Genomic DNA, 23018 nt, shown 5'->3' on the forward strand with positions numbered 1-23018 from the left:
CCTTGAATTACCTCAAGGGAGAGAAGCGTTTCAAAGGCGGAATCCGGCGGAAGCAGAAGAAAGCCGCGCTGGATGAGGCCTATCTGGCGGACATTCTCGCGGTGTAGGTTTTTTCATGCGTTTTCCCTGATCATAATGATGGCCGGCGAGCACGGCTGCCTGGATGGCCATCATCTATGCCTGAACGATATAAAAGAGCCCATCAAGGCTGCTCGGAAGAAATAAGTGGAGTGCCCTTCAGGCGACAACCGCTGCTGGTGGCAAGCGCAGCCGACAAGCCATGGGGTCATAACGCGCGATTCGGTACCTTCGTGAATAAGGCGGGATTATGATCGTCGTCTATGGAATCAAGGAATACCTCAATCCGCTCAAGGCCCGGCTGTCCGAGGTGATTCACGGCTGCATGCGGTCCGTGCTGGGCATGCCGGAGGACAAGCGGGCGCACCGCTTTATGCCGATGGATGCCGAGGATTTCTATTACCCGGGTGGCAGGACGCCCGCCTATACGGTCATCGAGATCAATATGATGCAGGGGCGTACCGTGGAGACGCAGAAGGCACTGATCAAGGCGCTGTTCAGAGAGATTGAGTCGGAGCTGGGTATCGCCCCCGCGGATATCGAAGTGACGATCAAGGAGCAGCCGGCGCACTGCTGGGGCTTTCGTGGCATGACCGGTGACGAGGCACGGGATCTCAAGTATTCCATCGAGGTGTGAGTCGCGTGGCAGCCAGGCAGCCTGGTGTTTGGCGGAGGCAGCGGCCCGGTGGCGGGAGGCTTGATCGTGGTCGGCGGGGCGCCGGTGAATTTTTAGCCAGCCCCCCGAGACGGGTGGCGGGAAAAGCTGGATAATGGCAGGTTACGCGCCCTCGGGGCCCGCCGACATTCATAGATCCGGTGCTTTGTCAATGGAAATTAAGGTCAATTATCTCGATAACCTCCGGCTGGAGGCGAAGTTCGACGACTTCACCGTCATCTCCGACCAGCCGATCCGCTACAAGGGCGACGGCTCGGCCCCGGGGCCCTTCGACTACTTCCTGGCGTCGTCGGCGATGTGCGCGGCCTATTTCGTCAAGGTCTACTGCAATGCGCGGGATATTCCCACCGAGAATATCCGCCTGGCGCACAACAATATCGTCGACCCGGAGAATCGCTACAAGCAGATCTTCAAGATCCAGATCGAGCTGCCGGAGTCCATTTCCGACAAGGATCGCGAGGGCATCCTGCGCTCCATCGACCGTTGCACCGTGAAGAAGGTGGTGCAGACCGGTCCGGAATTCCAACTCGAGGTGGTGGAGAACCTGGACGAGGATGCCCAGGCCTTGCTGCTGGGCAAGCCGTCGGGTGATGCGAAAGGCGAGGGCAGCACCTGGATCGAGGGCAAGGATCTGCCGCTGGAGCAGACCATCGCCAATATGACCAAGATCCTCGCCGATCTCGGCATGAAGATCGAGATCGCCTCCTGGCGCAATATCGTGCCCCATGTGTGGTCGCTGCATATCCGCGATGCCGCCTCGCCGATGTGCTTTACCAACGGCAAGGGCGCCACCAAGGAGAGCGCGCTGTGCTCGGCGCTGGGCGAATTCATCGAGCGCTTGAGCTGCAACTTCTTCTATAACGATCAGTTCTTCGGCGAGGAGATCGCCAATAGCGACTTCGTTCACTACCCCAACGAGCGGTGGTTCCAGCCGGGGCCGAACGACGAGCTACCGGAGGCGATCCTCGACGACTACACCCGCGAGATCTACGACCCGGACGGCGAGCTGCGCGGCTCGCACCTGATCGACACCAACTCCGGCAAGGCGGAGCGGGGCATCGTCTCGCTGCCCTTCGTGCGTCAGTCGGATGGCGAAACGGTCTACTTCCCCTCCAACCTGATCGAGAACCTCTACCTCAGCAACGGCATGAGCGCGGGCAACACCCTGCCCGAGGCCCAGGTGCAGTGCCTCTCGGAGATCTTCGAGCGGGCGGTGAAGCGCCAGATCATCGAGGAGGAGATCACCCTGCCTGACGTGCCCCTGGAGGTGCTGAAGCAGTACCCGGCGATCCTCGAGGGCATCGAGGCGCTGGAGGCCCAGGGCTTCCCGGTGCTGGTCAAGGATGCCTCCCTGGGCGGCCAGTTCCCGGTGATGTGCGTGACCCTGATGAACCCCAAGACCGGCGGGGTCTTCGCCTCCTTCGGCGCCCACCCGAGCTTCGAGGTGGCCCTCGAGCGCAGCCTTACCGAGCTGCTGCAGGGGCGCAGCTTCGAGGGGCTGAACGATTTCATGCCGCCTACCTTCAGCTCCCTGGCGGTGACCGAGCCCAATAACTTCGTCGAGCATTTTATTGACTCCTCCGGGGTGATCTCCTGGCGCTTCTTCAGCAGCAAGGCGGACGTGGAGTTCGTCGAGTGGGACTTCTCGGGCAGCAACGAGGAGGAGGCCGCTGGCCTGTTCGGCATCCTCGAAGAGCTGGGCAAGGAGGCCTACATGGCTGTCCATGAGGACCTAGGCGCGCCGGTGTGCCGCATCCTGGTGCCGGATTTCTCCGAGGTCTATCCGGTGGAGGACCTGATCTGGGACAACACCAACAAGGCGCTCGAGTACCGGGAGGATATCCTCAATCTCCACCGCCTGAACGACGACCAACTGGCCGACCTGCTCGAGCGCCTGGAGGAGAGCCAGCTCGACGAGCACATCGATATCATCACCCTGATCGGTATCGAGTTCGACGAGAATACCGTCTGGGGCCAGCTGACCATTCTCGAACTGAAGCTGCTGATCAACCTGGCCTTGGGCCAGCACGAGGAGGCCCTGGAGCGGGTCGAGATGTTCCAGCAGTTCAACGACAACACCGTCGAGCGCGGGCTCTTCTACCAGGCGGTGAGCGCGGTGCTGGAGATCGTCCTGGATGACGAGCTGGAGCTCGATGACTTCCTCTATAACTTGCGCCGCATGTTCGGCGAGGAAACCATGGAGGCGGTGGTCGGCTCGGTGAACGGCAGCGTGCGCTTCCACGGCCTGACCCCCACCAGCATGGAGCTGGAGGGCCTGGAGAAGCACCAGCGGCTGATCGAGAGCTACAAGAAACTGCACGCGCATCGCGCCGCCAGGGCAGGGGGGGCGGGGTAAGTCACTCAGGCATCACAGCCACACGCAGCGCCCCGGGCCAGCTCACCTGGCCCGGGGCGCGGTGTTTTGGCGTACCGGCCGACTGTTTTCCTACTTGCTGGGATGTCGAGATCCCAGGGTCTCGCTCGACTACTGTTCGTGTATTGCCCTCGTTCAGGAGATCGCGATGAGTCAGCTACGCGTGTCATGCTTCGGCCTGTCGCTCGATGGGTTTGCCGCCGGCCCGGAGCAGAGCCTGGAGCACCCGATGGGCCTCAACGGCCTGGAGAATCAGGATTGGCAGTTCGCGACGGCGACCTTCCAGCGGCGCGTGCTGGGTAATGAAAGCGGTGAAACCGGGATAGACGACGACTTGGTGGCCCGCGGCTTCGAGAACGTCGGCGCCTGGATCATGGGGCGCCATATGTTCGGCCCCGAGCGCGGCCCCTGGCAGGACCAGGCGTGGAAGGGGTGGTGGGGGGACACCCCGCCGTTTCACGCGCCGGTCTTCGTGCTGACGCATCATGCTCGCGACCCCATCGAGATGGCCGGCGGCACGACGTTTCACTTCGTCACGGAAGGCATCCATGAGGCCCTGGAGCGCGCCCGCGAAGCCGCCGGGGACAGGGATGTGCGCCTCGGCGGCGGCGTGGCCACGATTCAACAGTACCTGAGCGCACGATTGGTCGACGAACTCCATCTTGCCATCGCGCCTGTTCTGCTCGGCGCAGGGGAGCGTCTGTTCGCCGATATCGACATGCGCGCCCTCGGTTATCGGTGCGTGGAGCGGGTGGCGACCGACAGGGTCACCCATGCCGTCCTCAGAAGGAGTGCCGAATGACCGACCTGATCCTCACCACCTTCGATTGGGTCCCCGAGATGCCGCGGGGCTATGTGCGCGACCTGCGGGTGCGCTGGGCGCTGGAAGAGGCCGGCTTGCCCTATCGCGTCGAGAGCGTGCCGTTTCGCTCCCGGGAGGCCGAGCATTACCGCCATCAACCCTTCGGGCAGGTACCCTGGTTGACCGATGGCGACCGCTCGATCTTCGAGAGCGGTGCGATCCTGCTGCATCTGGGCGGGCGCAGTGACGCGCTGATGCCCGCCGACCCGCGCCGTCGCGGCGAGGTTATCGAGTGGTTGTTCGCGGCGCTCAACTCGGTCGAGATGGCGAGCCTGCCCTGGTCGTTGTACCGGTTCACCGGCGATACCGAGGACACCGCGGGCAGGCAGGCGCTGGAGAGGTTCCTGGCGTCCCGGCTCCAGCACCTGGAGTCGCTCCTGGGCGGGCGCGAATGGCTGGCCGGGAGCTTCTCCATCGCCGATATCGCCATGGCGGATGTGCTGCGCCTCATCGACCGGTTCGATGGGCTGGCGGACTCCCCGGCCTGTCGAGGCTATGTCGCGCGGGCCACCGCCCGCCCGGCCTTCATCAAGGCGCATGCCGACCAGATGGCGCATTTCGCCGCGGCGGGCTGAGGGCGCTCGACGCGGCCGGCGAGGAGGCGCTCCCAGCCCGCCTTGACGACGCACCGAGGGGACTGATCATGCCCATGCCGGTGATGACTAGCGGTGATTGCATGGTAAGGTATTGAGCAGCTTGGGGTTATGCCACGCTAGCACCGGGCTTGATATGATCAAGGTAATATTCAGCGGGGGAGTCTGAGGTCGCCATGCCCTACTCGGTAAACCACAAGGCGCGATCCCGGGGGCGCATCCTCAGGTCGGCGATCGAGCTGTTCAGTCGCCAGGGCTTCGAGAAGGTCTCCATCGGGCCACTTGATAGCCGCTCGTTGGAGGCGCCATGAGTGATGATGCCGCAGCGATGAATGTCGACCCCGCCGTCTACAAGACGCTGCTGGAGTCGACCCAGGCCATTCCCTGGAAGATCGATTGGGATGGCCTGCGCTTTGCCTATATCGGCCCCCAGATCGAGCGCTTGCTGGGCTGGCCCCAGGGAAGCTGGGTCAGCATCGACGACTGGGTCGAGCGCATGCACCCGGAGGATCGGGAGCGGGTCGTGAACTTCTGCGTCGCCCAGTCCAAGGCGGGGGTCGATCATGAGGCGGACTACCGTGCCCTGAAGGCGGACGGCAGCTACGTGTGGATTCGCGACGTGGTGCATGTGGTGCGCGATGCCGAGGGCCAGGTGGAGGCGCTGATCGGCTTTATGTTCGATATCAGCGAGCGCAAGAAGACCGAGGAAGCGCTGTTGCGCGTTCAGCAGGAGCTCGAGGCGCTCTCCTTCCAGGATGGCCTGACCGGCGCGGCCAATCGGCGCCGGCTCGATGCCGTGCTGGAGACGGAGTGGGCGAGCGGGCGGCGCGGCGGCCAGCCGCTGTCGTTGATCATGCTGGATATCGACTGCTTCAAGCAGTTCAACGACTGCCATGGCCACCTGGCGGGCGACGACTGCCTGCGGCAGGTGGCGCAGATCCTCGGCGCCTCGGCCCTGCGGCCGCGGGACCTCTTGGCGCGATTCGGCGGCGAGGAGTTTGCCCTGGTGCTGCCGGAGACGGATCACGACGCCGCCCTGCGGGTGGCGCAGCGCTGCCGGGCATTGATCGCCGAGGCGGCCATTGCGCACCCGGCCTCCCAGGTCTCGCGCTTCGTGACCGTCAGCATGGGGGTGGCCACGGCGCTGCCCTCGGAAGAGGTGACCCCGGCCTGGCTGGTGGAAACGGCGGACCGGCGGCTCTATCGTGCCAAGCAGGCCGGGCGGGATCGCATTATCGCGGAGTGATCCCCCCGCCGTGCTGGCGAGACCCTGCAAACCCCCGAGTCGGTGATCCGGCTCGGGGGTTTTGCGTTTGGGGCGCGGCCCTTGACCTTCATCATGGGCGCTCTTGACCTTCATCATGGAGAGGGGGCGAAGAAGCGTACTACGCTGGAGTAACGCCGAGCCGGGCCCGCCAACGCCGCGTCGTTTGGGCAAGGAGAGGCGCCTGACTGGCTCTTGCACCACGACCCGTGGAGGTGGCCGATGCGCCTGACCCCGACGCTTCCCGATTACGCCGCCGCCCGGGCGTCGTTCGACTGGCACGACGCCCGCACCTGGCTTCCCGCCATGCCGGGTGGCGGCATCAATATCGCCCACGCGGCGCTGGATCGTCATCTCGATACCCCCACCGCCGAGCAGGCGGCGATCCGCTTCCTGCCCCGGGAGGGGGAGGCGGTCGATATCAGCTATCGCGCCCTCACCGAGCGGGCCAATCGCTTCGCCAACCTCCTGGCATCCCTGGGGGTCAAGCCCGGCGATGGCGTCTACTGCCTGGCCCATCGCATCCCCGACCTCTACGCCGCCGCCCTGGGCACGCTAAAGCTCGGCGGCGTCTTCACGCCGCTCTTCTCCGCCTTCGGGCCGGAGCCGATCCGCTCCCGGGTGGAGATCGGCGAGCCCGTGGTGATCGTCACCACCGAGCGTCTCTATCGCCGCAAGCTGGCCGACTGGCTGCACCTGACGCTCTCGGTCAAGCAGGTGCTGTTGATCGGCGAGGTGGAGGAGGCGCCGCCGGGCACCCTGGCGGTGGGCCCGGCCCTGGACGCGCAGTCGCCGGACTACGCGACCCGGCCCATGGCGCCGGAGGATCCGGCGCTGCTGCACTTCACCAGCGGCACCACGGGGCGGCCCAAGGGGGCCATTCATGTGCATGAGGCGGTGGTGGCCCATCATGTCACTGGCCACTACGCCCTCGACCTGCACCCCGGCGATATCTACTGGTGCACCGCCGACCCGGGCTGGGTCACCGGCACCTCCTACGGGATCATCGCGCCGCTGACCAATGGCGTGACCCTGGTGGTGGACGAGGAGGAGTTCGACGCCGAGCGCTGGTACCGCATCCTCCAGGAGCAGAAGGTGGCGGTCTGGTACACCGCCCCCACCGCCATTCGCATGCTGATGCGGGTGGGGCCGGAGCTGGCGCGCCGCCATGATCTCTCGAGCCTGCGCTTCCTGGCCAGCGTCGGCGAGCCCCTGAACCCGGAGGCGGTGCACTGGGGCCGAGCGACCCTAGGGCTGCCCTTCCACGATAACTGGTGGCAGACCGAGACCGGCGGCATCATGATCGCCAACTTCGCCAGCCTGCCGATCAAGCCCGGCTCCATGGGCCGGCCCATGCCGGGCATCGAGGCGGGGGTGGCCCGGCGCACCGGCGCTGGCATCGAGCTGATCGAGACCCCGGACGAAACCGGCGAGCTGGTGCTCAAGACCCCCTGGCCCTCGATGTTTCGCGGCTACCTCCACGAAAAGGCCCGCTACCGCCAGTGCTTCGCCGGGGCCTGGTACCTTACCGGCGACCTGGCCCGTCGCGATGCCGAGGGCTACTACTGGTTCATCGGCCGGGCCGATGATGTGATCAAGTCCTCCGGGCACCTGATCGGCCCCTTCGAGGTGGAGAGCGTGCTGATGGAGCACCCGGCGGTGGCCGAGGCCGGGGTGATCGGCGTGCCCGACGAGGTCGCCGGCGAAACGGTCAAGGCCTTCGTCTCCCTCAAGCCCGGCCATGCCCCCGACGAGGCCCTGCGCAAGGAGATCCTGGCCCTGGCCCGCAAGCGCCTGGGACCGGCGGTGGCGCCCCGCCAGGTGGAGTTTCGCGACCGTTTGCCCAGCACCCGCAGCGGCAAGATCATGCGGCGCCTGCTGCGCGCCCGGGAGCTGGGGCTGCCGGAAGGCGACACCTCGACGCTGGAAGGAGGCCGGGAATGAACATCGCCGACAAGCCACGCCTATCACGGGCGCACCTGTTCGATCTGTTGCGCCAGATGCTGCGCATCCGCCGCTTCGAGGAGCGCTGCGTGGAGCTCTATACCCAGGAGAAGATTCGCGGCTTCCTGCATGTCTGCATCGGCGAGGAGGCGGTGGGCACCGGGGTGATGCATGGGCTTGCCCCCGACGATGCGGTGGTCTCCACCTATCGGGAGCACGGCCATGCGCTGCTCAACCGCATTCCCATGGAGCGGGTGATGGCCGAGATGTATGGCAAGCAGGCCGGTTGCAGCATGGGGCGGGGCGGTTCCATGCACCTCTTCGATGCCGCCGCCCGCTTCGTCGGCGGCAATGCCATCGTCGCCGGTGGCCTGCCGCTGGCGGTCGGCCTGGCCCTGGCCGACAAGCTCGCCGGGCGACACCGGGTCACCGTCTGTTTCTTCGGCGACGGCGCCGCCGCCGAGGGGGCCTTCTACGAGAGCCTCAACCTGGCGGCGCTCTGGCAGTTGCCGGTGCTCTTCGTCTGCGAGAACAACCTCTATGCCATGGGCACGGCGCTGCGTTATGCCCACGCCCAGACCGAGATTCATCGCAAGGCCGAGGCGCTGGGGGTGCCCGCGGAGTGCGTCGATGGCATGGACATCGCCCGGGTGGAGTCGGCCAGCGCGCGGCTGCTGGCGGCGCTGCGTTCAGGGGACGGGCCGCGCTTTCTGGAGTGCCGCACCTACCGTTTCCGGGCCCATTCGATGTTCGACCCGGAGCTCTATCGGGACAAGGCCGAGGTGGAGGAGTGGAAGCAGCGCGACCCCATCCCGCGGCTATCGGACTGGATGCAGCAGTCGGGGCTTCTGCGCGAGGAGGAGCTTGCCGCACTCGAGGCCGAGATCGCCGACGAGGTGGAGCGGGCCGTGGCCTTCGCCGAGGCGGCGGAGTGGGAGCCCGAGGCCAGTCGTTTCGAGCATGTGCTGCGCGAGGCAGGGGAGGCGCCGGTGCCGCCGCCCGCCGCCGAGGCCGCGCCGCAGGCGATGAGTTTCCGCGAGGCCTTCCGGCTCGGGCTGATCGAGGCCCTGGAGCACGACCCGCGGGTCTTCCTGATGGGCGAGGACATCGGCCACTACGGCGGCTGCTATGCGGTCAGCCGTGGCCTGCTGGAGCGCTTCGGCCCCGAGCGCATTCGCGATACCCCGCTGGCCGAGAACGGTTTCACCGGGGCCGGCATCGGCGCGGCGCTGGGGGAGGCGCGCCCCATCGTCGAGATCATGACGGTGAACTTCAGCCTGCTGGCCATGGATCAGATCGTCAATACGGCGGCGACCCTGCTGCACATGTCCGGCGGCGAGTTCGCCGTGCCCCTGGTGATTCGCATGGCCACCGGCGCCGGCCGCCAGGTGGCCGCCCAGCACTCCCACAGCCTGGAGCACTGGTATGCCCATGTGCCGGGGCTCAGGGTGCTGGCCCCCGGCACCCTGGAGGATGCCCGCTATATGCTCTGGGCGGCGCTGCAGGACCCCAACCCGGTGCTGATCTTCGAGCATGTGATGCTCTATAACCGGGAAGGGGAGCTGGCCCCTTGCCCCCAGGGGGTGGATATCGAACGCGCCGCCATTCGCCGCCCGGGGCGCGATCTCAGCCTGATCACCTACGGCGGCAGCCTGCCCAAGACCCTGGAGGCGGCCGAGGCCCTGGCCGAGGAGGGCATCGAGGCCGAGGTGGTGGATCTGCGTGTTTTGCGCCCCTTGGACACGGCGACGCTGCTCGACTCGGTGGGCCGCACCCACCGGGCGGTGATCGTCGACGAAGGATGGAAGACCGGCAGCCTGGCCGGCGAACTCGCCGCCATTCTCGCCGAGCAGGCCTTCTGGTCGCTGGATGCCCCCATCGAGCGGGTCTGCAGCGACGAGATCCCCATTCCCTACCCGCAGCATCTGGAGCATGCCGCGCTGCCCCAGGTGGCGGATATCCTGGCCGCGGCCCGCCGGGCCCTGGGGGCCGCTCCATGAGCGATTTCCTGATGCCTTCGCTGGGTGCCGACATGGAGGCGGGCACCCTGGTGGCGTGGCAGGTGGCGCCGGGCGACCGGGTGACGAAAGGGCAGGTGGTCGCCGTGGTGGAGACCGCCAAGGGCGCCATCGATGTGGAGGTGTTCGAAAGCGGCGTGGTGGAGGCCTGCTATGTGGCGCCGGACACCAAGGTGCCGGTGGGCACGCCCCTGGCCCGCATCGGCAGCGGCGAGCGGATAATCACCGAGATTCCCGCTGCCGAGATTCCCGCCGCCGAGATTCCTGCCACTGAGGCTCCTGCCGCTGTGGCAACGCCCACCGCCGAGGGGGCGGCTCCCGCCACGGCGCCGCCCCCACGCCCTGAGCCGGTTGTCGCACCCGCCACGGCGCCGCCCCCGCGCCCTGAGCCGGTCGCCGCGCCCGCCACGGCACCGGTGGCGGCAGACGGCCGGGTCATGGCCTCGCCGGCCGCCCGGCGCCGGGCGAGGGAGCTCGGCGTGGCGCTGACCTCCCTCGGTGGCAGCGGGCCCGAGGGGGCCATCGTGCTGCGCGATCTCGAGCAGGTCGCCGGCGGTGTGCCCCGTCCCGTGACCCGGGGCGGCTTCGACCCTGACGAGATGCGCCGCGCCATCGCCGCCACCATGAGCCGTGCCAAGCGCGAGATCCCTCACTACTACCTGGCCACCACCGTGGATCTGCACGCCGCCGAGCGCTGGCTTACCGACTACAACCGGGAGCGGCCCCCGGAGGCCCGGTTGCTGATGTCCGCCCTGCTGATGAAGGCGACCGCCCGGGCCCTGGTGCGCTATCCGGATCTCAATGGCCATTACGGCGAGCAGGGTTTCCAGGGCGCCGAGCGGGTCGACCTGGGCATGGCCATTCACCTGCGCGGCGGCGGCCTGATCGCCCCGGCCCTGGCCGATGCCGCGACCCTGGACCTGCCGACGCTGATGACGCGGCTGCAGGACCTGGTGCAGCGCGCCCGCCGCGGCGGCCTGCGGGCCTCCGAGATCGGCAGCCCCACGGCCACGGTAACGGCGCTGGGCGAGCGTGGCGTGGATACCGTCTATGGGGTGATTCATCCCCCTCAGGTGGCGATGATCGGCTTCGGCTCCCCGCGCCGGCGCCCCATGGCGGTGGACGAGCTGCTGGCGGTGCGCCTGGCGGTGGATGTCAGCCTGGCCGCCGACCACCGCGTCTGCGATGGCCACCTGGGGGCCCAGTTTCTCAATGAGATCGATGCCCAACTGCAACACCCGGAGGCCCTGTGAACAGAGATCAGCTGCGTGCCCTCGTGCTCGAGGAGCTAACCACCATCGCCCCGGACATCGACACGGCCCACTTCGATGACCGGGCCCGGCTGCGGGACGAGTACGACCTCGATTCCATGGATGCCTTGAACCTGCTGACGGCGCTGCACCAGCGCCTGGGGGTGAGCATTCCCGAGAGCGATTACGCGGGGCTGCACAGCCTCCAGGCGCTGCTGGACTATCTGGAGACACAGCTGGAGACATAGCTGGAGCCCCGGCTGGAGCGCTGATGGCCGACGAGGGCGGCCGAGAACGCCAACGCCCCCGAGCCGGCTGACCGGCTCGGGGGCGCGTCCTTGTGTCGTGTGATTACTTGGCGGCCAGGGCCACGCCCACCTTGGCGCGGTTGGGGCGGCCGATGGCCTGGGTGATCCAGGTGCCGGTGGCGGCCAGCTTGTCGAGGTCGATGCCGGTCTCGATGCCGAGGCCCTGGAGCAGGTAGACCACGTCTTCGCTGGCCACATTGCCGGAGGCGCCTTTCGCGTAGGGGCAGCCCCCCAGGCCCGCCACCGAGCTGTCGATGACCGCCACGCCTTCCTCCAGCACGGCGTAAAGGTTGGCAATCGCCTGGCCGTAGGTGTCATGGAAGTGGGCGGCGAGCTTCGCCATGGGGACTTCCCTGGCCACGGCCTCGAGCATGCGCTTGGCCTTGAGCGGGGTGCCGACGCCGATGGTGTCGCCCAGCGAGATCTCGTAGCAGCCCATGTCGAGCAGTGCCTTGCTGACCTCGGCGACCCTGGCGGGGGCGATCTCGCCCTCGTAGGGGCAGCCGAGCACGCAGGAGACGTAGCCGCGCACCCGCACGCCGGCTTCCTGGGCACGAGCCAGCACCGGGGCGAAGCGCTCCAGCGATTCGGCCACCGAGCAGTTGATGTTCTTCTGGGAGAAGGCCTCGGAGGCGGCGCCGAACACCGCGACCTCCTCGGTGCCGCACGCCAGGGCCGCTTCCAGCCCCTTGAGGTTGGGGGTCAGCGCCGAGTAGACGACGCCGGGGCGGCGGGTCAGGCCCAGCATCACCTCCCGGTGATCGGCCATCTGCGGCACCCACTTGGGGGAGACGAAGCTGGCCGCCTCGATATGGGTCAGGCCCGCCGCGCCGAGTCGGTCGATCAACGCCAGCTTGGTGGCCGTGGCGATGGGCTCGGCCTCGTTCTGGAGGCCGTCCCGGGGGCCGACCTCGACCAGGCGCACCTGAGTGGGAAATGCCATGAGTCTTCTCCTGTCTTGCTCACGAGGAGCCGATAATCTGCCTACGAGCCGCGGCTTACCCGAGGACAGGACTCATCGGGGCGCTGTGAACCCCTCCCTGGGCGCTACCGATGCCATCCATGGCATAGGCCCCCCTCTTCGACCTGTCCCCGGCGCCGCTTGCCTTGGTGCCTGATAAGGTCAGGCGTCTGCGGCGCCCTTCGCCCGCTGAAGCGGGCTCCTACCAGGCGACGATACCTATCGAAGCGCTTGGCGCTCGGCGCGGTATCACTCCTGAGCGGCAAATTCGAGCAGCACATCGCCCTGGCCGACGGTGTCGCCGGCGGCGAAGTGGAAGCTTTCCACCTGGCCGTCGGCGGGGGCGGTCAGGGTGTGTTCCATCTTCATCGCTTCCATGACCATCAGCGGCATGCCTTTCTCCACCGCCTGGCCGGGTTCCACCAGCAGCGCGACCACGGTGCCGTGCATGGGCGCGGTGAGGGTCGATTCCGCCTCGTGGTGGCCGTGATCAATGCCGTCGATGCGCCGCCAGTGCAGGCGGGTCTCGCCCTGGGGGTCGGCCATCACCACCAGGCTGTTATCTACCAGCCGGGCCTGGAGGCGGCGGCGGTGGCCGTTCAGGGTCACCGCCACGGCGTCGCCGGCCAGGCGCTCGAGGCGCGCGGTGAGGGTCTCTCCGCCGATGGTCAGCTGCCAGGCGTCGGCGTCGCCCTCGCGGCGGCCTTCCACCACCACCGGGACGGCCTCGCTGTCGTTGGCGTCGGCGGGGTCGCCGAGGGCGAGCCGGATGGTGTGGGGGGCGTTGAGGCGGAAGCCGTCGTGGCGGTCCCAGGGGGAGCGGCTCTCGTACTCCCGGGCCAACTGGTCGAGGCCGATCAGGGCGGCGCCGGCGTACTCCTCCACCCGGTAGGCCTGGGGGGCGAAGAGGCTGGCTTCGTGACGTTCGATAAAGCGGGTGTCCAGCTCGCAGGCCTTGAAGGCCGGGTGGCCGGCCAGGCGCTGCAGGAAGCCACGGTTGGTGACCACGCCTTGCACGTCGAGTGCGGCCAGGGCCCGGTTGAGGGTGGCCAGGGCCTGATCCCGGTCGCCGCCATGGACGATCAGCTTGGCGAGCATGGGGTCGTAGTGCATGGAGACTTCGTCACCGCTCTCCACGCCGCTGTCCAGGCGCACGCGAACCGGATCGAGGCCGGCCCCTGCCAGGTCCAGGGCGAAGCGGGTCAGCCGCCCGGTGGCGGGCAGGAAGTCCTGGGCCGGGTCCTCGGCGTAGAGGCGCGCCTCGAAGCTATGGCCGCTGAGGGTCAGTTCGTCCTGGGCCAGCGGCAGCCGCTCGCCCATGGCCACCCGCAGTTGCCACTCGACCAGGTCCTGGCCGGTGATCATCTCGGTGACCGGGTGCTCCACCTGCAGGCGGGTGTTCATCTCCATAAAGTAGAAGGAGCCATCCGCATCGAGGAGAAATTCGACCGTGCCGGCGCCCACATAGCCGATCTCCTTGGCGGCGCGCACCGCGGCCTCGCCCATCTCGCGACGCAGCGAGGCGGTCATGCCCGGGGCCGGGGCCTCTTCCAGCACCTTCTGGTGGCGGCGCTGCACCGAGCAGTCCCGCTCGAAGAGGTAGACGGCGCCGCCGTGGCTGTCGCAGAACACCTGCACCTCCACGTGGCGGGGCTGGGTCAGGTACTTCTCGATCAGCATGCGGTCGTCGCCGAAGGCGGCGCGGGACTCGCGGCGGCAGCCGTCCAGGGCGGCCTGGAAGGCGGCGGCGGATTCCACCACCCGCATGCCCTTGCCGCCACCGCCGGCGCTGGCCTTGAGCAGCACCGGGTAGCCGATCTTGTCGGCCTCGGCCTTGAGCAGGGCGTCATCCTGGTCGTCGCCGTGGTAGCCGGGCACCAGGGGCACGCCGGCGGCCTGCATGCGCGCCTTGGCGGCGGACTTGTCGCCCATGGCGGCGATGGCCGAGGCGGGTGGGCCGACGAAGGTGATGCCGGCGGTGTCGAGGGCCTCGACGAAAGGGCCGTTCTCGGAGAGGAAGCCATAGCCGGGGTGAATGGCGCCGGCGCCGGTGCGCCGGGCCGCCTCGATCACCGCCTCGACCTTGAGGTAGCTGTCGCGGGCGGCGGCGGGGCCCAGGCGCACGGCCTCGTCGGCCTCGCGGACATGGCGGGCATTGGCGTCGGCGTCGGAGTAGACGGCGATGGTGCGCAGGCCCATGGCGCGTGCGGTGCGCATCACCCGGCAGGCGATCTCGCCGCGGTTGGCCACGAGCAGGGTATCGAAGCGAGAGAGGCTCATGAGGCGTTGTCCTTATGGGGCGTCCAGCGCGGGGCGCGCTTGTCGAAGAAGCTGGCCAGCCCTTCCTGGCCTTCGGGGCTGACGCGAAGTTCGCTGATCACCCGGCAGGTGTGCTCGCGGGTGGCCTCAGAGTCGGGCTCCCGGGCCACCACGCCGAGCAGCGCCTTGGTGGCGCGCTGGGCCTGGGGCGAGCCGGCCAGCAGGGTATCGAGCATGGCGGTCACGGCGGCATCGAGTGACTCGGGGGCCACCACCTGGTGCGCCAGGCCCAGGGCCTGGGCGGTGGCGGCGTCCATGACCTCGGCGGTCAGGGCGTAGCGGCGCATCTGGCGCGGGCCCAGGGCACGCTGCACATAGGGACTGATCACCGCCGGCGAGAGGCCGATCTTCACCTCGGAGAGGCAGAACCTGGCCTTCTCGGAGGCGATGACGATATCGCAGCAGGCGGCCAGCCCCACGGCGCCGCCGAAGGCGGCCCCCTGCACCCGACAGACGGTGGGGCAGGGCAGGGTGTCGAGGCCGTGCATCAGCTGCGAGAGCTTGCGGGAGTCGGCCAGGTTGCCCTCGACGTCGTACTCGACCATGCGCTTCATCCAGCCCAGGTCGGCCCCGGCGGAGAAGCTCTTGCCCTCGGACCCCAGCACCACCACCCGCACCTCGCCGCGGGTGGCGGCCTCGTGCAGGTGCGCCAGGTGGCCATTGAGCTCTTTGATCAGGCCGTCGTCGAAGGCGTTGTGCACCGCGGGGCGGTTCAGCGTCAGCCAGGCCACGCCGCGGGCATCGAGGGTCAGGCTGGAGCAGGGTGTCTCTGACATAGCAGACCTCGTAATTAGAGCTTGAAGCCGGAAGCTTGAAGCTGGAAGAAACCCCGGGAGTTTTCCTCCAGGGCGTGTGGAGGAGACTTCCAGCTTATAGCTTCGAGCTTCCAGCTCCCTTGCGTAGCAAGGGGACTACATCCGGAAGACGCCGAATTTGGTGTCCTCGATCTCGGCGTTCATGGCCGCGGCCAGGGATAGGCCCAGCACGTCGCGGGTCTGGGCCGGGTCGATCACGCCGTCGTCCCACAGCCGGGCGCTGGCGTAGGTGGGGTGGCCCTGGTGCTCGTACTGCTCCCGGGTGGGCCGCTTGAAGGCCTCCTCGTCTTCCGCGCTCCACGCCTGGCCTTCCCGTTCGAGCTGCTCGCGCTTGACCTGGGCCAGCACGCCCGCGGCCTGCTCCCCGCCCATCACCGAGATGCGCGCGTTGGGCCACATAAACAGCAGGTTGGGGTCATAGGCGCGGCCGCACATGCCGTAGTTGCCGGCGCCGAAGCTGCCGCCGATCAGCACGGTGAACTTGGGCACCCTGGCGCAGGCCACGGCGGTGACCAGCTTGGCGCCGTGCTTGGCGATGCCCTCGTGCTCGTACTTGGAGCCGACCATAAAGCCGGTGATATTTTGCAGGAAAATCAACGGTATTTTTCTCTGCGCACACAGCTCGATAAAGTGCGCGCCCTTGACGGCGGACTCGGAGAAGAGCACGCCGTTGTTGGCGACGATGCCCACCGGGTGGCCGTGGATATGGGCGAAGCCGGTGACCAGGGTGTCGCCGTAGTAGCGCTTGAACTCGTCGAAGGCGGAGTCGTCGACGATGCGCCCGATCACCTCGCGCACGTCGAAGGGCTTCTTGAGGTCGGTGCCGACGATGCCGTAGAGCTCCGCCGGGTCGAGGCGTGGGGGCTTGGGCTCCTGCAGCTTGAGCCGGCCGCGCTTCTGCCAGTTGAGCCGCGACACGCAGGCCCGGGCCAGCTGCAGGGCGTGGGCGTCGTTCTCGGCGTAGTGGTCGGCCACGCCGCTCAGCTTGGCGTGGACATCGGCGCCGCCCAGGTCCTCGGCGCTGATGGTCTCGCCGGTGGCGGCCTTCACCAGCGGCGGGCCACCCAGGAAGATGGTGCCCTGCTGCTTGACGATGATCGACTCGTCGGCCATGGCCGGCACATAGGCGCCGCCGGCGGTGCAGGAGCCCATCACCACGGCGATCTGCGGGATGCCCTCGGCGGAGAGCGTCGCCTGGTTGTAGAAGATGCGCCCGAAGTGGTCGCGGTCCGGGAACACCTCGTCCTGGCGGGGCAGGAAGGCACCGCCGGAATCGACCAGGTAGATACAGGGCAGGCGATGCTTGCGGGCGATCTCCTGGGCGCGCAGGTGCTTCTTGACGGTGAGCGGGTAGTAGGTGCCGCCCTTGACGGTGGCGTCGTTGGCGACGATCACGCACTCGACCCCCGAGACCCGGCCGATGCCGGTGACCACGCCGGCGGCGGGCACCTCGCTCTCGTAGACCCGATAGGCGGCCAGCGCCGAAAACTCGAGGAAGGGCGAGCCCTCGTCGATCAGGTGGTCGATGCGATCGCGCACGAACAGCTTGCCGCGGGACTCGTGGCGGGCCCGGGCCTTGTCGCCGCCGCCCTGACTGATCGCCGCGGTCAGTTCGCGCAGCGTCATCACCTCGTGGCGCATGGCCGCTTCGTTGGCCTGGAAGGCCTCGCTGCGCGGATTGATCTGGGTGTTCAGGATGCTCATAGCCGATCCTTGTGTTCGATGACCTGGGCCGGTGGCGGTTAGGCGGACTCGGTGAAGAGTTCGCGGCCGATCAGCATGCGGCGAATTTCACTCGTTCCCGCGCCGATCTCGTAGAGCTTGGCGTCGCGCAGCAGGCGGCCCGTCGGGTACTCGTTGATATAGCCGTTGCCGCCGAGCAGCTGGATGGCGTCCAGTGCCACCTGGGTGGCCTTCTCGGCACAGTAGAGGATCACCCCGGCGGCGTCCTTGCGGGAGGTCTGGCCGCGGTCGCAGGCCGCCGCCACCGCATAGAGGTAGGCGCGGCAGGCATTGAGGGTGGTGTACATGTCGGCCACCTTGCCCTGTACCAGCTGGAATTCGCCGATCGCCTGGCCGAACTGCTTCCGCTCGTGGAGGTAGGGCACCACGATGTCCATGGCGGCCTGCATGATGCCGATGGGACCGGCGGCCAGCACGGTGCGCTCGAAGTCGAGGCCGCTCATCAGCACCCGCACGCCCTTGTTGACCTCGCCCAGCACGTTCTCGGCCGGCACCTCGCAGTCCTGGAACACCAGCTCGCAGGTGTTGGAGCCGCGCATGCCCAGCTTGTCGAGCTTCTGGGCGGTGGAGAAACCCTTGAACCCCTTCTCGATGATAAAGGCGGTAATGCCCTTGGAACCGGCGTCCGGGTCGGTCTTGGCGTAGACCACCAGCACATCGGCGTCGGGGCCGTTGGTGATCCACATCTTGTTACCGTTGAGGATGTACTTGTCGCCCTCCTGGCGGGCGCGCAGCTTCATGGAGACCACGTCGGAGCCGGCCCCCGGCTCGGACATGGCCAGGGCGCCGACGTGTTCGCCGCTGATCAGCCCGGGCAGGTACCTGGCCTTCTGCTCGGCCGAGCCGTTGAGCTTGATCTGGTTGACGCAGAGGTTGGAGTGGGCGCCATAGGAGAGGCCCACCGAGGCGCTGGCCCGGGAGATCTCCTCCATGGCGATGCAGTGGGCCAGGTAGCCCATGCCGCTGCCGCCGTCCTCGTCCGGCACGGTGATGCCGAGCAGGCCCATGTCGCCGAACTTGCGCCACAGGTCGTTGGGGAATTCGTTCTTCTCGTCGATTTCGGCGGCGCGGGGGGCGATCTCGTCCCGGGCGAAGGCATTCACCTGATCGCGCAGCATGTTGAGTTCGTCGTCGAGGCCGAAGTCGAGGGGCTGGAAGGGCGTCTGCATGATGGGTCTCCGGGATCGAAGGGGCTCAGCCAAAGGGGCGTTTGAATGGCTCTAGACTAGGCAAGGTTTACGTTAACGTAAAGTGCAAATCGGCTATACCAAGGTCGCAGACGGACCGGGCGTCGTCAGCGTGGCCGGGATGTCGTCTTCAGCGTAGCGGCTGGCCCCGGTGGGCCGCCAAGGCGAAAGGCGCCCCGCGGGGCGCCGGGTCGTCAGTGGTAGGAAGGCCGGGTCGGATCAGCCGCCCAGGGCATGCACCAGCTGATAGTAGAGGGGGATGCCGAGGATGACGTTGAGGGGGAAGGTAAAGCCCAGGGAGGCGAGCATCGCCAGGCCGATATTGGCCTTGGGGATGGCGGTGCGCATGGCCGCCGGGGCGGCGATATAGGAGGCGCTGGCGGCCAGTGCGGTGAGGATCAGCAACGAGCCGGTGGGCAGCCCCAGCGCCAGGCCCACGGCCAGGCCGGTCAGCGAGAGGACCAGGGGGGCGATCAGGGCGAAGGTCAGCAGGCGCCAGTGGAACCAGGGGATGGGCCTCAGGGTGTCGGCGGCGGTCAGGCCCATCTGCAGCAGGAAGAGGGCGAGCACGGCGTGGAAGGCGTTGGTGAAGAGCTCGGTGACGTTGGCGCCCTGCATGGGGCCATACATGGCGCCGATCACCGCGCCGCCGGCCAGCAGGATCACCCCGCGGTTGGTCAGGGTCTCGTGCCAGATGCCCTGCAGCGCTTCGCCGGAGTCGCTGCCCGCGTGGCGGCGATAGAGGGCGATGGCCACCATGATCGCCGGCAACTCCATCATCACCAGATAGAGGGTGACCTCGGCGCCGATCGGCAGGCCGCGGCCCTCGGCGAAGGCCAGCGCCACGGCGAAGGTGCCGGCGCTTACCGAGCCATAGTGGGCGGCGATGCTGGCGCTGTCGGCGGGGGAGAGGCGCACCAGGCGGCGCAGCACCGGCATCAGCGCCAGGGGGATCAGGGCACCGAGGGCCGCCACCGCGGCCAGCTCCGGCACGATGGACCAGCCCAGGTTGCCGTAGAGGGCCATGCCCCCCTTGAGGCCGATGGTCAGCATCAGCAGCAGGCTCAGGGTGTCGTAGGCGGCCTTGGGGATGGTCAGGTCGGACTTCACCACCCCGGCCAGCAGGCCGAGGAGGAAGAACATCACCACGATATCGGGCATGGGAGCATCTCGTCTCGCGAAAGGAAAACGCGGCGCATTGTGCGTAGGCTAGGGTATGGATACCAATTAAGATTTAAGTGATTAAATATAGATAATCATCTATGGCATCAACGAACGAGGTGCGCCATGAATAGTCGTCATCTGACCTTTCGCCTGTTGCAGGTCTATGCGGCGGTGGTCAGCAGCGGCTCGGTCAGCGAGGCGGCGCGACGCCTGCACCTGACCCAGCCCACCGTCTCCCAGCAGCTCAAGCGCCTGGCCGAGGCGGTGGGTGAGCCTTTGCTTGCGAGTCGCCAGGGGCGGCTCTCGCCCACCGAAGCCGGCGCCGAACTCTACCGGGCCAGCCGCGAGGTGCTGGGGCGCTTCGATGACTTCGGCGACTACCTGGACGCCCTGCGTGGCGGCGAGCGGGGGCGCTTCTCCATCGCCCTGGTCAATACTGCCCAGTACGTGCTGCCGCGGCTGATGGGTCCCTACAGCCGGGCCTTTCCCGAGGTCGACATGACCGTGCATATCGGTAACCGCCGGCAGATGTTGACCCGCTTCGAGCGCCAGGAGGACGACCTCTATGTGTTCAGCCATCCGCCCTCATTGGCCCACGCAGTGGCGGGACGCTTCCTGCGCAACCCCCTGGTGGCGGTGGCGCCCCGGGGCCACCGCCTGGCCGGGCGCGAGCGAGTGGCGATGAGCGAGCTGCTCGGCGAGCGCATGCTGCTGCGCGAGCCGGGCTCGGCCACCCGCATGCTCTTCGACAGCTGGCTCCAGGAACAGGGCCTGACGCTCGGGGCGACCCTGCAGATGGCCAGCAACGAGGCGATTCGCGTCGGGGTGGCCTCCGGCATGGGCCTCGCCGTGCTCTCCGAGCATGTGCTGCCGCCGGAGCACCCCGACCTGGTGATCCTGCCGGTGGCGGGGCTGCCGCTGGAGAGCCACTGGCAATTCATCGTACGCCGCGATCGCCGGCTCTCCCACGCGGCGCTGGGTTTCCTGCGCTTCGCCGAGGGGCACCTGGGCGAGTGCGTGGAGCCGCGCTTCGTGTGCAATGAGCTGGCGGGGTTGCTGGAACGGCTGGAGGCGGCGCCCTGAACAGGCGCCGCCGTGGGGGCCTACTCCGCGTTGGGGAAGAACAGCGGCTGGCCGTCGACGGTGAAGTCGGCGATGGCCTGCTGGCCCTCGTCGGAGAGCAGCCAGGCGTGCCACTGGGCGGCCAGGTTGTGCTTGAGGTGGGAGTGGCGTTCGGCGTCGATCACCACGCTGCCGTACTGGTTGAAGAGGCGCTCATCGCCCTCGAAGAGCAGGGCCAGCTCCTGGCGGTTGGCGAAGGCCGCCCAGGTGGCGCGGTCGGCCAGCACATAGGCGCCCATGGCGGCGGCGGTGTTGAGAGTGGGGCCCATGCCGCTGCCCAGCTCGCGATACCAGGGGGCGGTGGGGGTGATCTCGGCGGCCTCCCAGAGGCGCCGCTCGGCGCGGTGGGTGCCGCTGTCGTCGCCCCGGGAGGCGAAGGGTGCCTCGGCCTCGGCGATCCGCGCCAGGGCATCGAGGATGCTCTCGGCCTCCGCGACCCCGGCGGGGTCGGCACCGGCCGGCCCCCCGGCGGGGCCGATTAGCACGAAGTCGTTGACCATCACATCGGCTCGCTCGCTGCCATAGCCCTCGGCCACGAAGGCCTCTTCGGCCTGGGCATCGTGGACCAGCAGGGCGTCGGCGTCGCCGCGTCGGGCGATCTCGAAGGCCTGGCCGGTGCCCACGGCCACCACCCGCACCCGAATGCCGGTCGCCGCCTGGAAGGCCGGCAGCAGCTCGGCGAAGAGTCCCGACTGCTCGGTGGAAGTGGTGGAGGCCAGGGTCAGGTAGGGCTCGCTGGCCTGGGCGTCGAGGGCGACTCCCATCAGGGCCAGGGCCGCGAGAAATGGGCGTGGCGTCATGGGAGCCTCCTTGATAAAAGTGATTACCAGACCCGCTCGCCGCGCAGGAAGGCACGGCCCTCGTCGCTGCGAGGCTCGCGGAAGAAGGTGGCGGCGTCGCTCTGCTCGACCAGCCGGCCACCATTGAGCAGGATCACCTCGTCGGCCAGGCGGCGGGCCTGATGCAGGTCGTGACTGGTCATGACGATCCGGGTGCCGCGTCGGTGGAAGTCGAGCACCGCCGCCTCTACCGCCTTGATGGCGGCCGGATCCAGGGCCGCGGTGGGCTCGTCGAGGAACAGCACCTGGGGACGCAGTAGCCAGGCCCGGGCCAGGGCCAGGCGTTGCTGCTCGCCGCCGGAGAGCACCCGGGCGGGGCGCCGGGCCAGGCTCGCCAGGCCGAAGTGATCCAGGGCCTCCATGGCCAGCGCCTGACGTTGGCGCCTTGGCGTGCCGTTGACCGCCAGGGCATAGGTGAGGTTGGCCAGTGCCGAGCGGCGCAACAGCACCGGGCGCTGAAACACCATGGCCTGGCGCGGCGTGCTCCCCTCCCAGCGAATCCGCCCGCCGCTGGGGGGCAGCAGGCCATGGGCCAGGCGCAGCAGCAGGCTCTTGCCGGCGCCATTGGGGCCCATCACCAGGGTGCGCCGGCAGCCGCTCAGGCGCAGGTCGAGTGGGTGCAGCAGTGGCTGGCCACGGTGGCTGACGCTGACCGCCTCGAAGGTGAGTGGGCTGATAATGCCCGTATGGCTCAGGTCATTCATCCCAGCCGCCTCCGCGCCGTCTCGCCCAGCAGATGGGCGGCGCCGTTGATCAGGGTCACCAGTACCAGCAGCACCAGGCCCAGGCCCAGGGCCAGGGCCAGGTTGCCCTTGCCGGTTTCTAGCACGATGGCGGTGGTCATGACCCGGGTCACGCCATCGATATTGCCGCCCACCATCATCACCGCGCCGACCTCGGCGCTGGCGCGACCGAAGCCGGCCAGGATCACGGTCAGCAGGCCGAAGCGGGCGTCCCACAGCAGGGTGGGTATGCGCCTCGGCCGGGACAGCCCCAGGGAGGCCAGCTGTTCGGCATACTCGCCGTGGAGCTCCTCGATCTGCTGTCGGGTCAGGGCGGCGATGATCGGCAGGATCAGCACCACCTGGGCGATCACCATGGCGCCGGGGGTAAAGAGCAGGCCAAACTGGCCCAGGGGGCCGGCCCGGGAGAGCAGCAGGTAGACCGCCAGGCCCGCCACCACCGGGGGCAGGCCCATCAGTGCATTGAGCACCACGATCACCAGGCCGCGGCCGGGAAAGCGCCATAATGCCAGGGCCGCGCCCAGGGGCAGGCCGACCAGGGCGGCGATCAGCACCGCCGCCAGCGATACCTGCAGCGACAGGGCGACGATGGCCAGCAGCGTCGGATCCAGGTCGAGCACCAGGTGCAGGGCGGTGATAAAGGCGGAGTCGGAAGTGGGCATCATGTTCCCCTGGGGTTTCCTCGCATCTTCTGCATTAATTCGCGTTGATGCATCCTATGCTGGAAAATATGCAGGATAATGCAGTGAGACGACGAC

The 23018-nt window shown here is 68.0% G+C and carries 19 protein-coding genes; 10 read left to right on the forward strand and 9 right to left on the reverse strand.

Annotated features, from left to right (window positions below; all coding sequences use genetic code 11):
• Positions 1–328: 328 nt before the first annotated feature.
• The 9 genes from IHD13_RS00895 to IHD13_RS00935 all read left to right on the forward strand — a co-directional run bounded on the left by IHD13_RS00895 (position 329) and on the right by IHD13_RS00935 (position 11307).
• Positions 329–715, forward strand: a complete 387-nt coding sequence (locus IHD13_RS00895; protein ID WP_195859152.1) for a tautomerase family protein — start codon at positions 329–331, stop codon at positions 713–715.
• A gap of 190 nt (positions 716–905) precedes the next feature.
• Positions 906–3110, forward strand: a complete 2205-nt coding sequence (locus IHD13_RS00900; protein WP_195859153.1) for an OsmC domain/YcaO domain-containing protein — start codon at positions 906–908, stop codon at positions 3108–3110.
• 166 nt (positions 3111–3276) lie between these two features.
• Entirely contained in the window at positions 3277–3930 is a 654-nt protein-coding gene (locus tag IHD13_RS00905; protein ID WP_195859154.1) for a dihydrofolate reductase family protein, read from the forward strand.
• Positions 3927–4565, forward strand: coding sequence for a glutathione S-transferase family protein (locus tag IHD13_RS00910; protein WP_195859155.1), 639 nt, complete (start codon positions 3927–3929; stop codon positions 4563–4565). The genes IHD13_RS00905 and IHD13_RS00910 overlap by 4 nt, the downstream gene beginning before the upstream one ends.
• Before the next feature lie 325 nt (positions 4566–4890).
• On the forward strand, positions 4891–5829 hold the full coding sequence (locus tag IHD13_RS00915; RefSeq protein ID WP_195859156.1) for a GGDEF domain-containing protein: 939 nt from the start codon (positions 4891–4893) through the stop codon (positions 5827–5829).
• A 240-nt stretch (positions 5830–6069) separates the two neighbouring features.
• Positions 6070–7791 carry an acetate--CoA ligase gene (gene acsA / locus IHD13_RS00920; protein WP_195859157.1) on the forward strand — a complete coding sequence of 574 codons (1722 nt, stop codon included), beginning with the start codon at positions 6070–6072 and terminating at the stop codon, positions 7789–7791.
• Positions 7788–9791 (forward strand): pyruvate dehydrogenase (acetyl-transferring) E1 component subunit alpha, encoded by a 2004-nt coding sequence (gene pdhA, locus IHD13_RS00925; protein ID WP_195859158.1) that lies wholly within the window; start codon positions 7788–7790, stop codon positions 9789–9791. The genes acsA and pdhA overlap by 4 nt, the downstream gene beginning before the upstream one ends.
• Positions 9788–11062 carry a dihydrolipoamide acetyltransferase family protein gene (locus IHD13_RS00930; protein ID WP_195859159.1) on the forward strand — a complete coding sequence of 425 codons (1275 nt, stop codon included), beginning with the start codon at positions 9788–9790 and terminating at the stop codon, positions 11060–11062. The genes pdhA and IHD13_RS00930 overlap by 4 nt, the downstream gene beginning before the upstream one ends.
• Entirely contained in the window at positions 11059–11307 is a 249-nt protein-coding gene (locus IHD13_RS00935) for an acyl carrier protein (RefSeq protein ID WP_195859160.1), read from the forward strand. Before IHD13_RS00930 ends, IHD13_RS00935 begins: the two co-directional genes overlap by 4 nt.
• A 103-nt stretch (positions 11308–11410) precedes the next feature.
• Here IHD13_RS00935 and IHD13_RS00940 read toward each other — a convergent pair whose 3' ends face one another.
• The 6 genes from IHD13_RS00940 to IHD13_RS00965 form a co-directional block, all read right to left on the reverse strand.
• Positions 11411–12310, reverse strand: coding sequence for a hydroxymethylglutaryl-CoA lyase (locus tag IHD13_RS00940; protein ID WP_195859161.1), 900 nt, complete (start codon positions 12308–12310; stop codon positions 11411–11413).
• A gap of 267 nt (positions 12311–12577) precedes the next feature.
• Positions 12578–14608, reverse strand: coding sequence for an acetyl/propionyl/methylcrotonyl-CoA carboxylase subunit alpha (locus IHD13_RS00945; RefSeq protein WP_195859162.1), 2031 nt, complete (start codon positions 14606–14608; stop codon positions 12578–12580).
• On the reverse strand, positions 14605–15423 hold the full coding sequence (locus IHD13_RS00950) for an enoyl-CoA hydratase-related protein (RefSeq protein ID WP_195859163.1): 819 nt from the start codon (positions 15421–15423) through the stop codon (positions 14605–14607). Before IHD13_RS00950 ends, IHD13_RS00945 begins: the two co-directional genes overlap by 4 nt.
• Before the next feature lie 135 nt (positions 15424–15558).
• Positions 15559–17166 (reverse strand): carboxyl transferase domain-containing protein, encoded by a 1608-nt coding sequence (locus IHD13_RS00955; RefSeq protein ID WP_195859164.1) that lies wholly within the window; start codon positions 17164–17166, stop codon positions 15559–15561.
• Between the two features lie 38 nt (positions 17167–17204).
• A complete protein-coding gene (locus IHD13_RS00960) occupies positions 17205–18374 on the reverse strand; it encodes an isovaleryl-CoA dehydrogenase (protein WP_195859165.1) in 1170 nt (389 codons plus the stop codon).
• A 237-nt stretch (positions 18375–18611) separates the two neighbouring features.
• Positions 18612–19553 (reverse strand): sodium-dependent bicarbonate transport family permease, encoded by a 942-nt coding sequence (locus IHD13_RS00965; protein ID WP_195859166.1) that lies wholly within the window; start codon positions 19551–19553, stop codon positions 18612–18614.
• Positions 19554–19679: 126 nt separating this feature from the next.
• Here IHD13_RS00965 and IHD13_RS00970 point away from each other — a divergent pair, with 126 nt between their 5' ends.
• Complete coding sequence (locus IHD13_RS00970; protein WP_195859167.1) at positions 19680–20639, forward strand: LysR family transcriptional regulator; 960 nt, start codon at positions 19680–19682, stop codon at positions 20637–20639.
• 20 nt (positions 20640–20659) lie between these two features.
• Here IHD13_RS00970 and IHD13_RS00975 read toward each other — a convergent pair whose 3' ends face one another.
• The 3 genes from IHD13_RS00975 to IHD13_RS00985 are packed head-to-tail and all read right to left on the reverse strand — an operon-like array spanning position 20660 to position 22925.
• The gene (locus tag IHD13_RS00975) at positions 20660–21478 is read right to left on the reverse strand and encodes a substrate-binding domain-containing protein (protein ID WP_195859168.1); all 819 of its coding nucleotides are present in this window, start codon (positions 21476–21478) and stop codon (positions 20660–20662) included.
• Positions 21479–21501: 23 nt separating this feature from the next.
• Entirely contained in the window at positions 21502–22221 is a 720-nt protein-coding gene (locus tag IHD13_RS00980) for an energy-coupling factor ABC transporter ATP-binding protein (RefSeq protein ID WP_195859169.1), read from the reverse strand.
• Positions 22218–22925: an ABC transporter permease gene (locus IHD13_RS00985; RefSeq protein WP_230086047.1), complete on the reverse strand. Its 708-nt coding sequence runs from the start codon at positions 22923–22925 to the stop codon at positions 22218–22220. Before IHD13_RS00985 ends, IHD13_RS00980 begins: the two co-directional genes overlap by 4 nt.
• Positions 22926–23018 lie beyond the last annotated feature (93 nt).

The sequence above is a fragment of the Halomonas sp. 328 genome (genome assembly GCF_015645095.1).
Classification (GTDB): Bacteria; Pseudomonadota; Gammaproteobacteria; order Pseudomonadales; family Halomonadaceae; genus Bisbaumannia.

Coding starts and splice junctions, on each gene's coding strand:
- IHD13_RS00960 (WP_195859165.1), bottom strand. CDS start 18,374: ATGCAGACGCCCTTCCAGCCCCTCGACTTCGGCCTCGACGACGAACTC.
- acsA (WP_195859157.1), top strand. CDS start 6,070: ATGCGCCTGACCCCGACGCTTCCCGATTACGCCGCCGCCCGGGCGTCG.
- IHD13_RS00945 (WP_195859162.1), bottom strand. CDS start 14,608: ATGAGCCTCTCTCGCTTCGATACCCTGCTCGTGGCCAACCGCGGCGAG.
- IHD13_RS00940 (WP_195859161.1), bottom strand. CDS start 12,310: ATGGCATTTCCCACTCAGGTGCGCCTGGTCGAGGTCGGCCCCCGGGAC.
- IHD13_RS00950 (WP_195859163.1), bottom strand. CDS start 15,423: ATGTCAGAGACACCCTGCTCCAGCCTGACCCTCGATGCCCGCGGCGTG.
- IHD13_RS00965 (WP_195859166.1), bottom strand. CDS start 19,553: ATGCCCGATATCGTGGTGATGTTCTTCCTCCTCGGCCTGCTGGCCGGG.
- IHD13_RS00980 (WP_195859169.1), bottom strand. CDS start 22,221: ATGAATGACCTGAGCCATACGGGCATTATCAGCCCACTCACCTTCGAG.
- IHD13_RS00930 (WP_195859159.1), top strand. CDS start 9,788: ATGAGCGATTTCCTGATGCCTTCGCTGGGTGCCGACATGGAGGCGGGC.
- IHD13_RS00915 (WP_195859156.1), top strand. CDS start 4,891: ATGAGTGATGATGCCGCAGCGATGAATGTCGACCCCGCCGTCTACAAG.
- IHD13_RS00910 (WP_195859155.1), top strand. CDS start 3,927: ATGACCGACCTGATCCTCACCACCTTCGATTGGGTCCCCGAGATGCCG.
- IHD13_RS00975 (WP_195859168.1), bottom strand. CDS start 21,478: ATGACGCCACGCCCATTTCTCGCGGCCCTGGCCCTGATGGGAGTCGCC.
- IHD13_RS00985 (WP_230086047.1), bottom strand. CDS start 22,925: ATGATGCCCACTTCCGACTCCGCCTTTATCACCGCCCTGCACCTGGTG.
- IHD13_RS00955 (WP_195859164.1), bottom strand. CDS start 17,166: ATGAGCATCCTGAACACCCAGATCAATCCGCGCAGCGAGGCCTTCCAG.
- IHD13_RS00970 (WP_195859167.1), top strand. CDS start 19,680: ATGAATAGTCGTCATCTGACCTTTCGCCTGTTGCAGGTCTATGCGGCG.
- IHD13_RS00905 (WP_195859154.1), top strand. CDS start 3,277: ATGAGTCAGCTACGCGTGTCATGCTTCGGCCTGTCGCTCGATGGGTTT.
- pdhA (WP_195859158.1), top strand. CDS start 7,788: ATGAACATCGCCGACAAGCCACGCCTATCACGGGCGCACCTGTTCGAT.
- IHD13_RS00895 (WP_195859152.1), top strand. CDS start 329: ATGATCGTCGTCTATGGAATCAAGGAATACCTCAATCCGCTCAAGGCC.
- IHD13_RS00900 (WP_195859153.1), top strand. CDS start 906: ATGGAAATTAAGGTCAATTATCTCGATAACCTCCGGCTGGAGGCGAAG.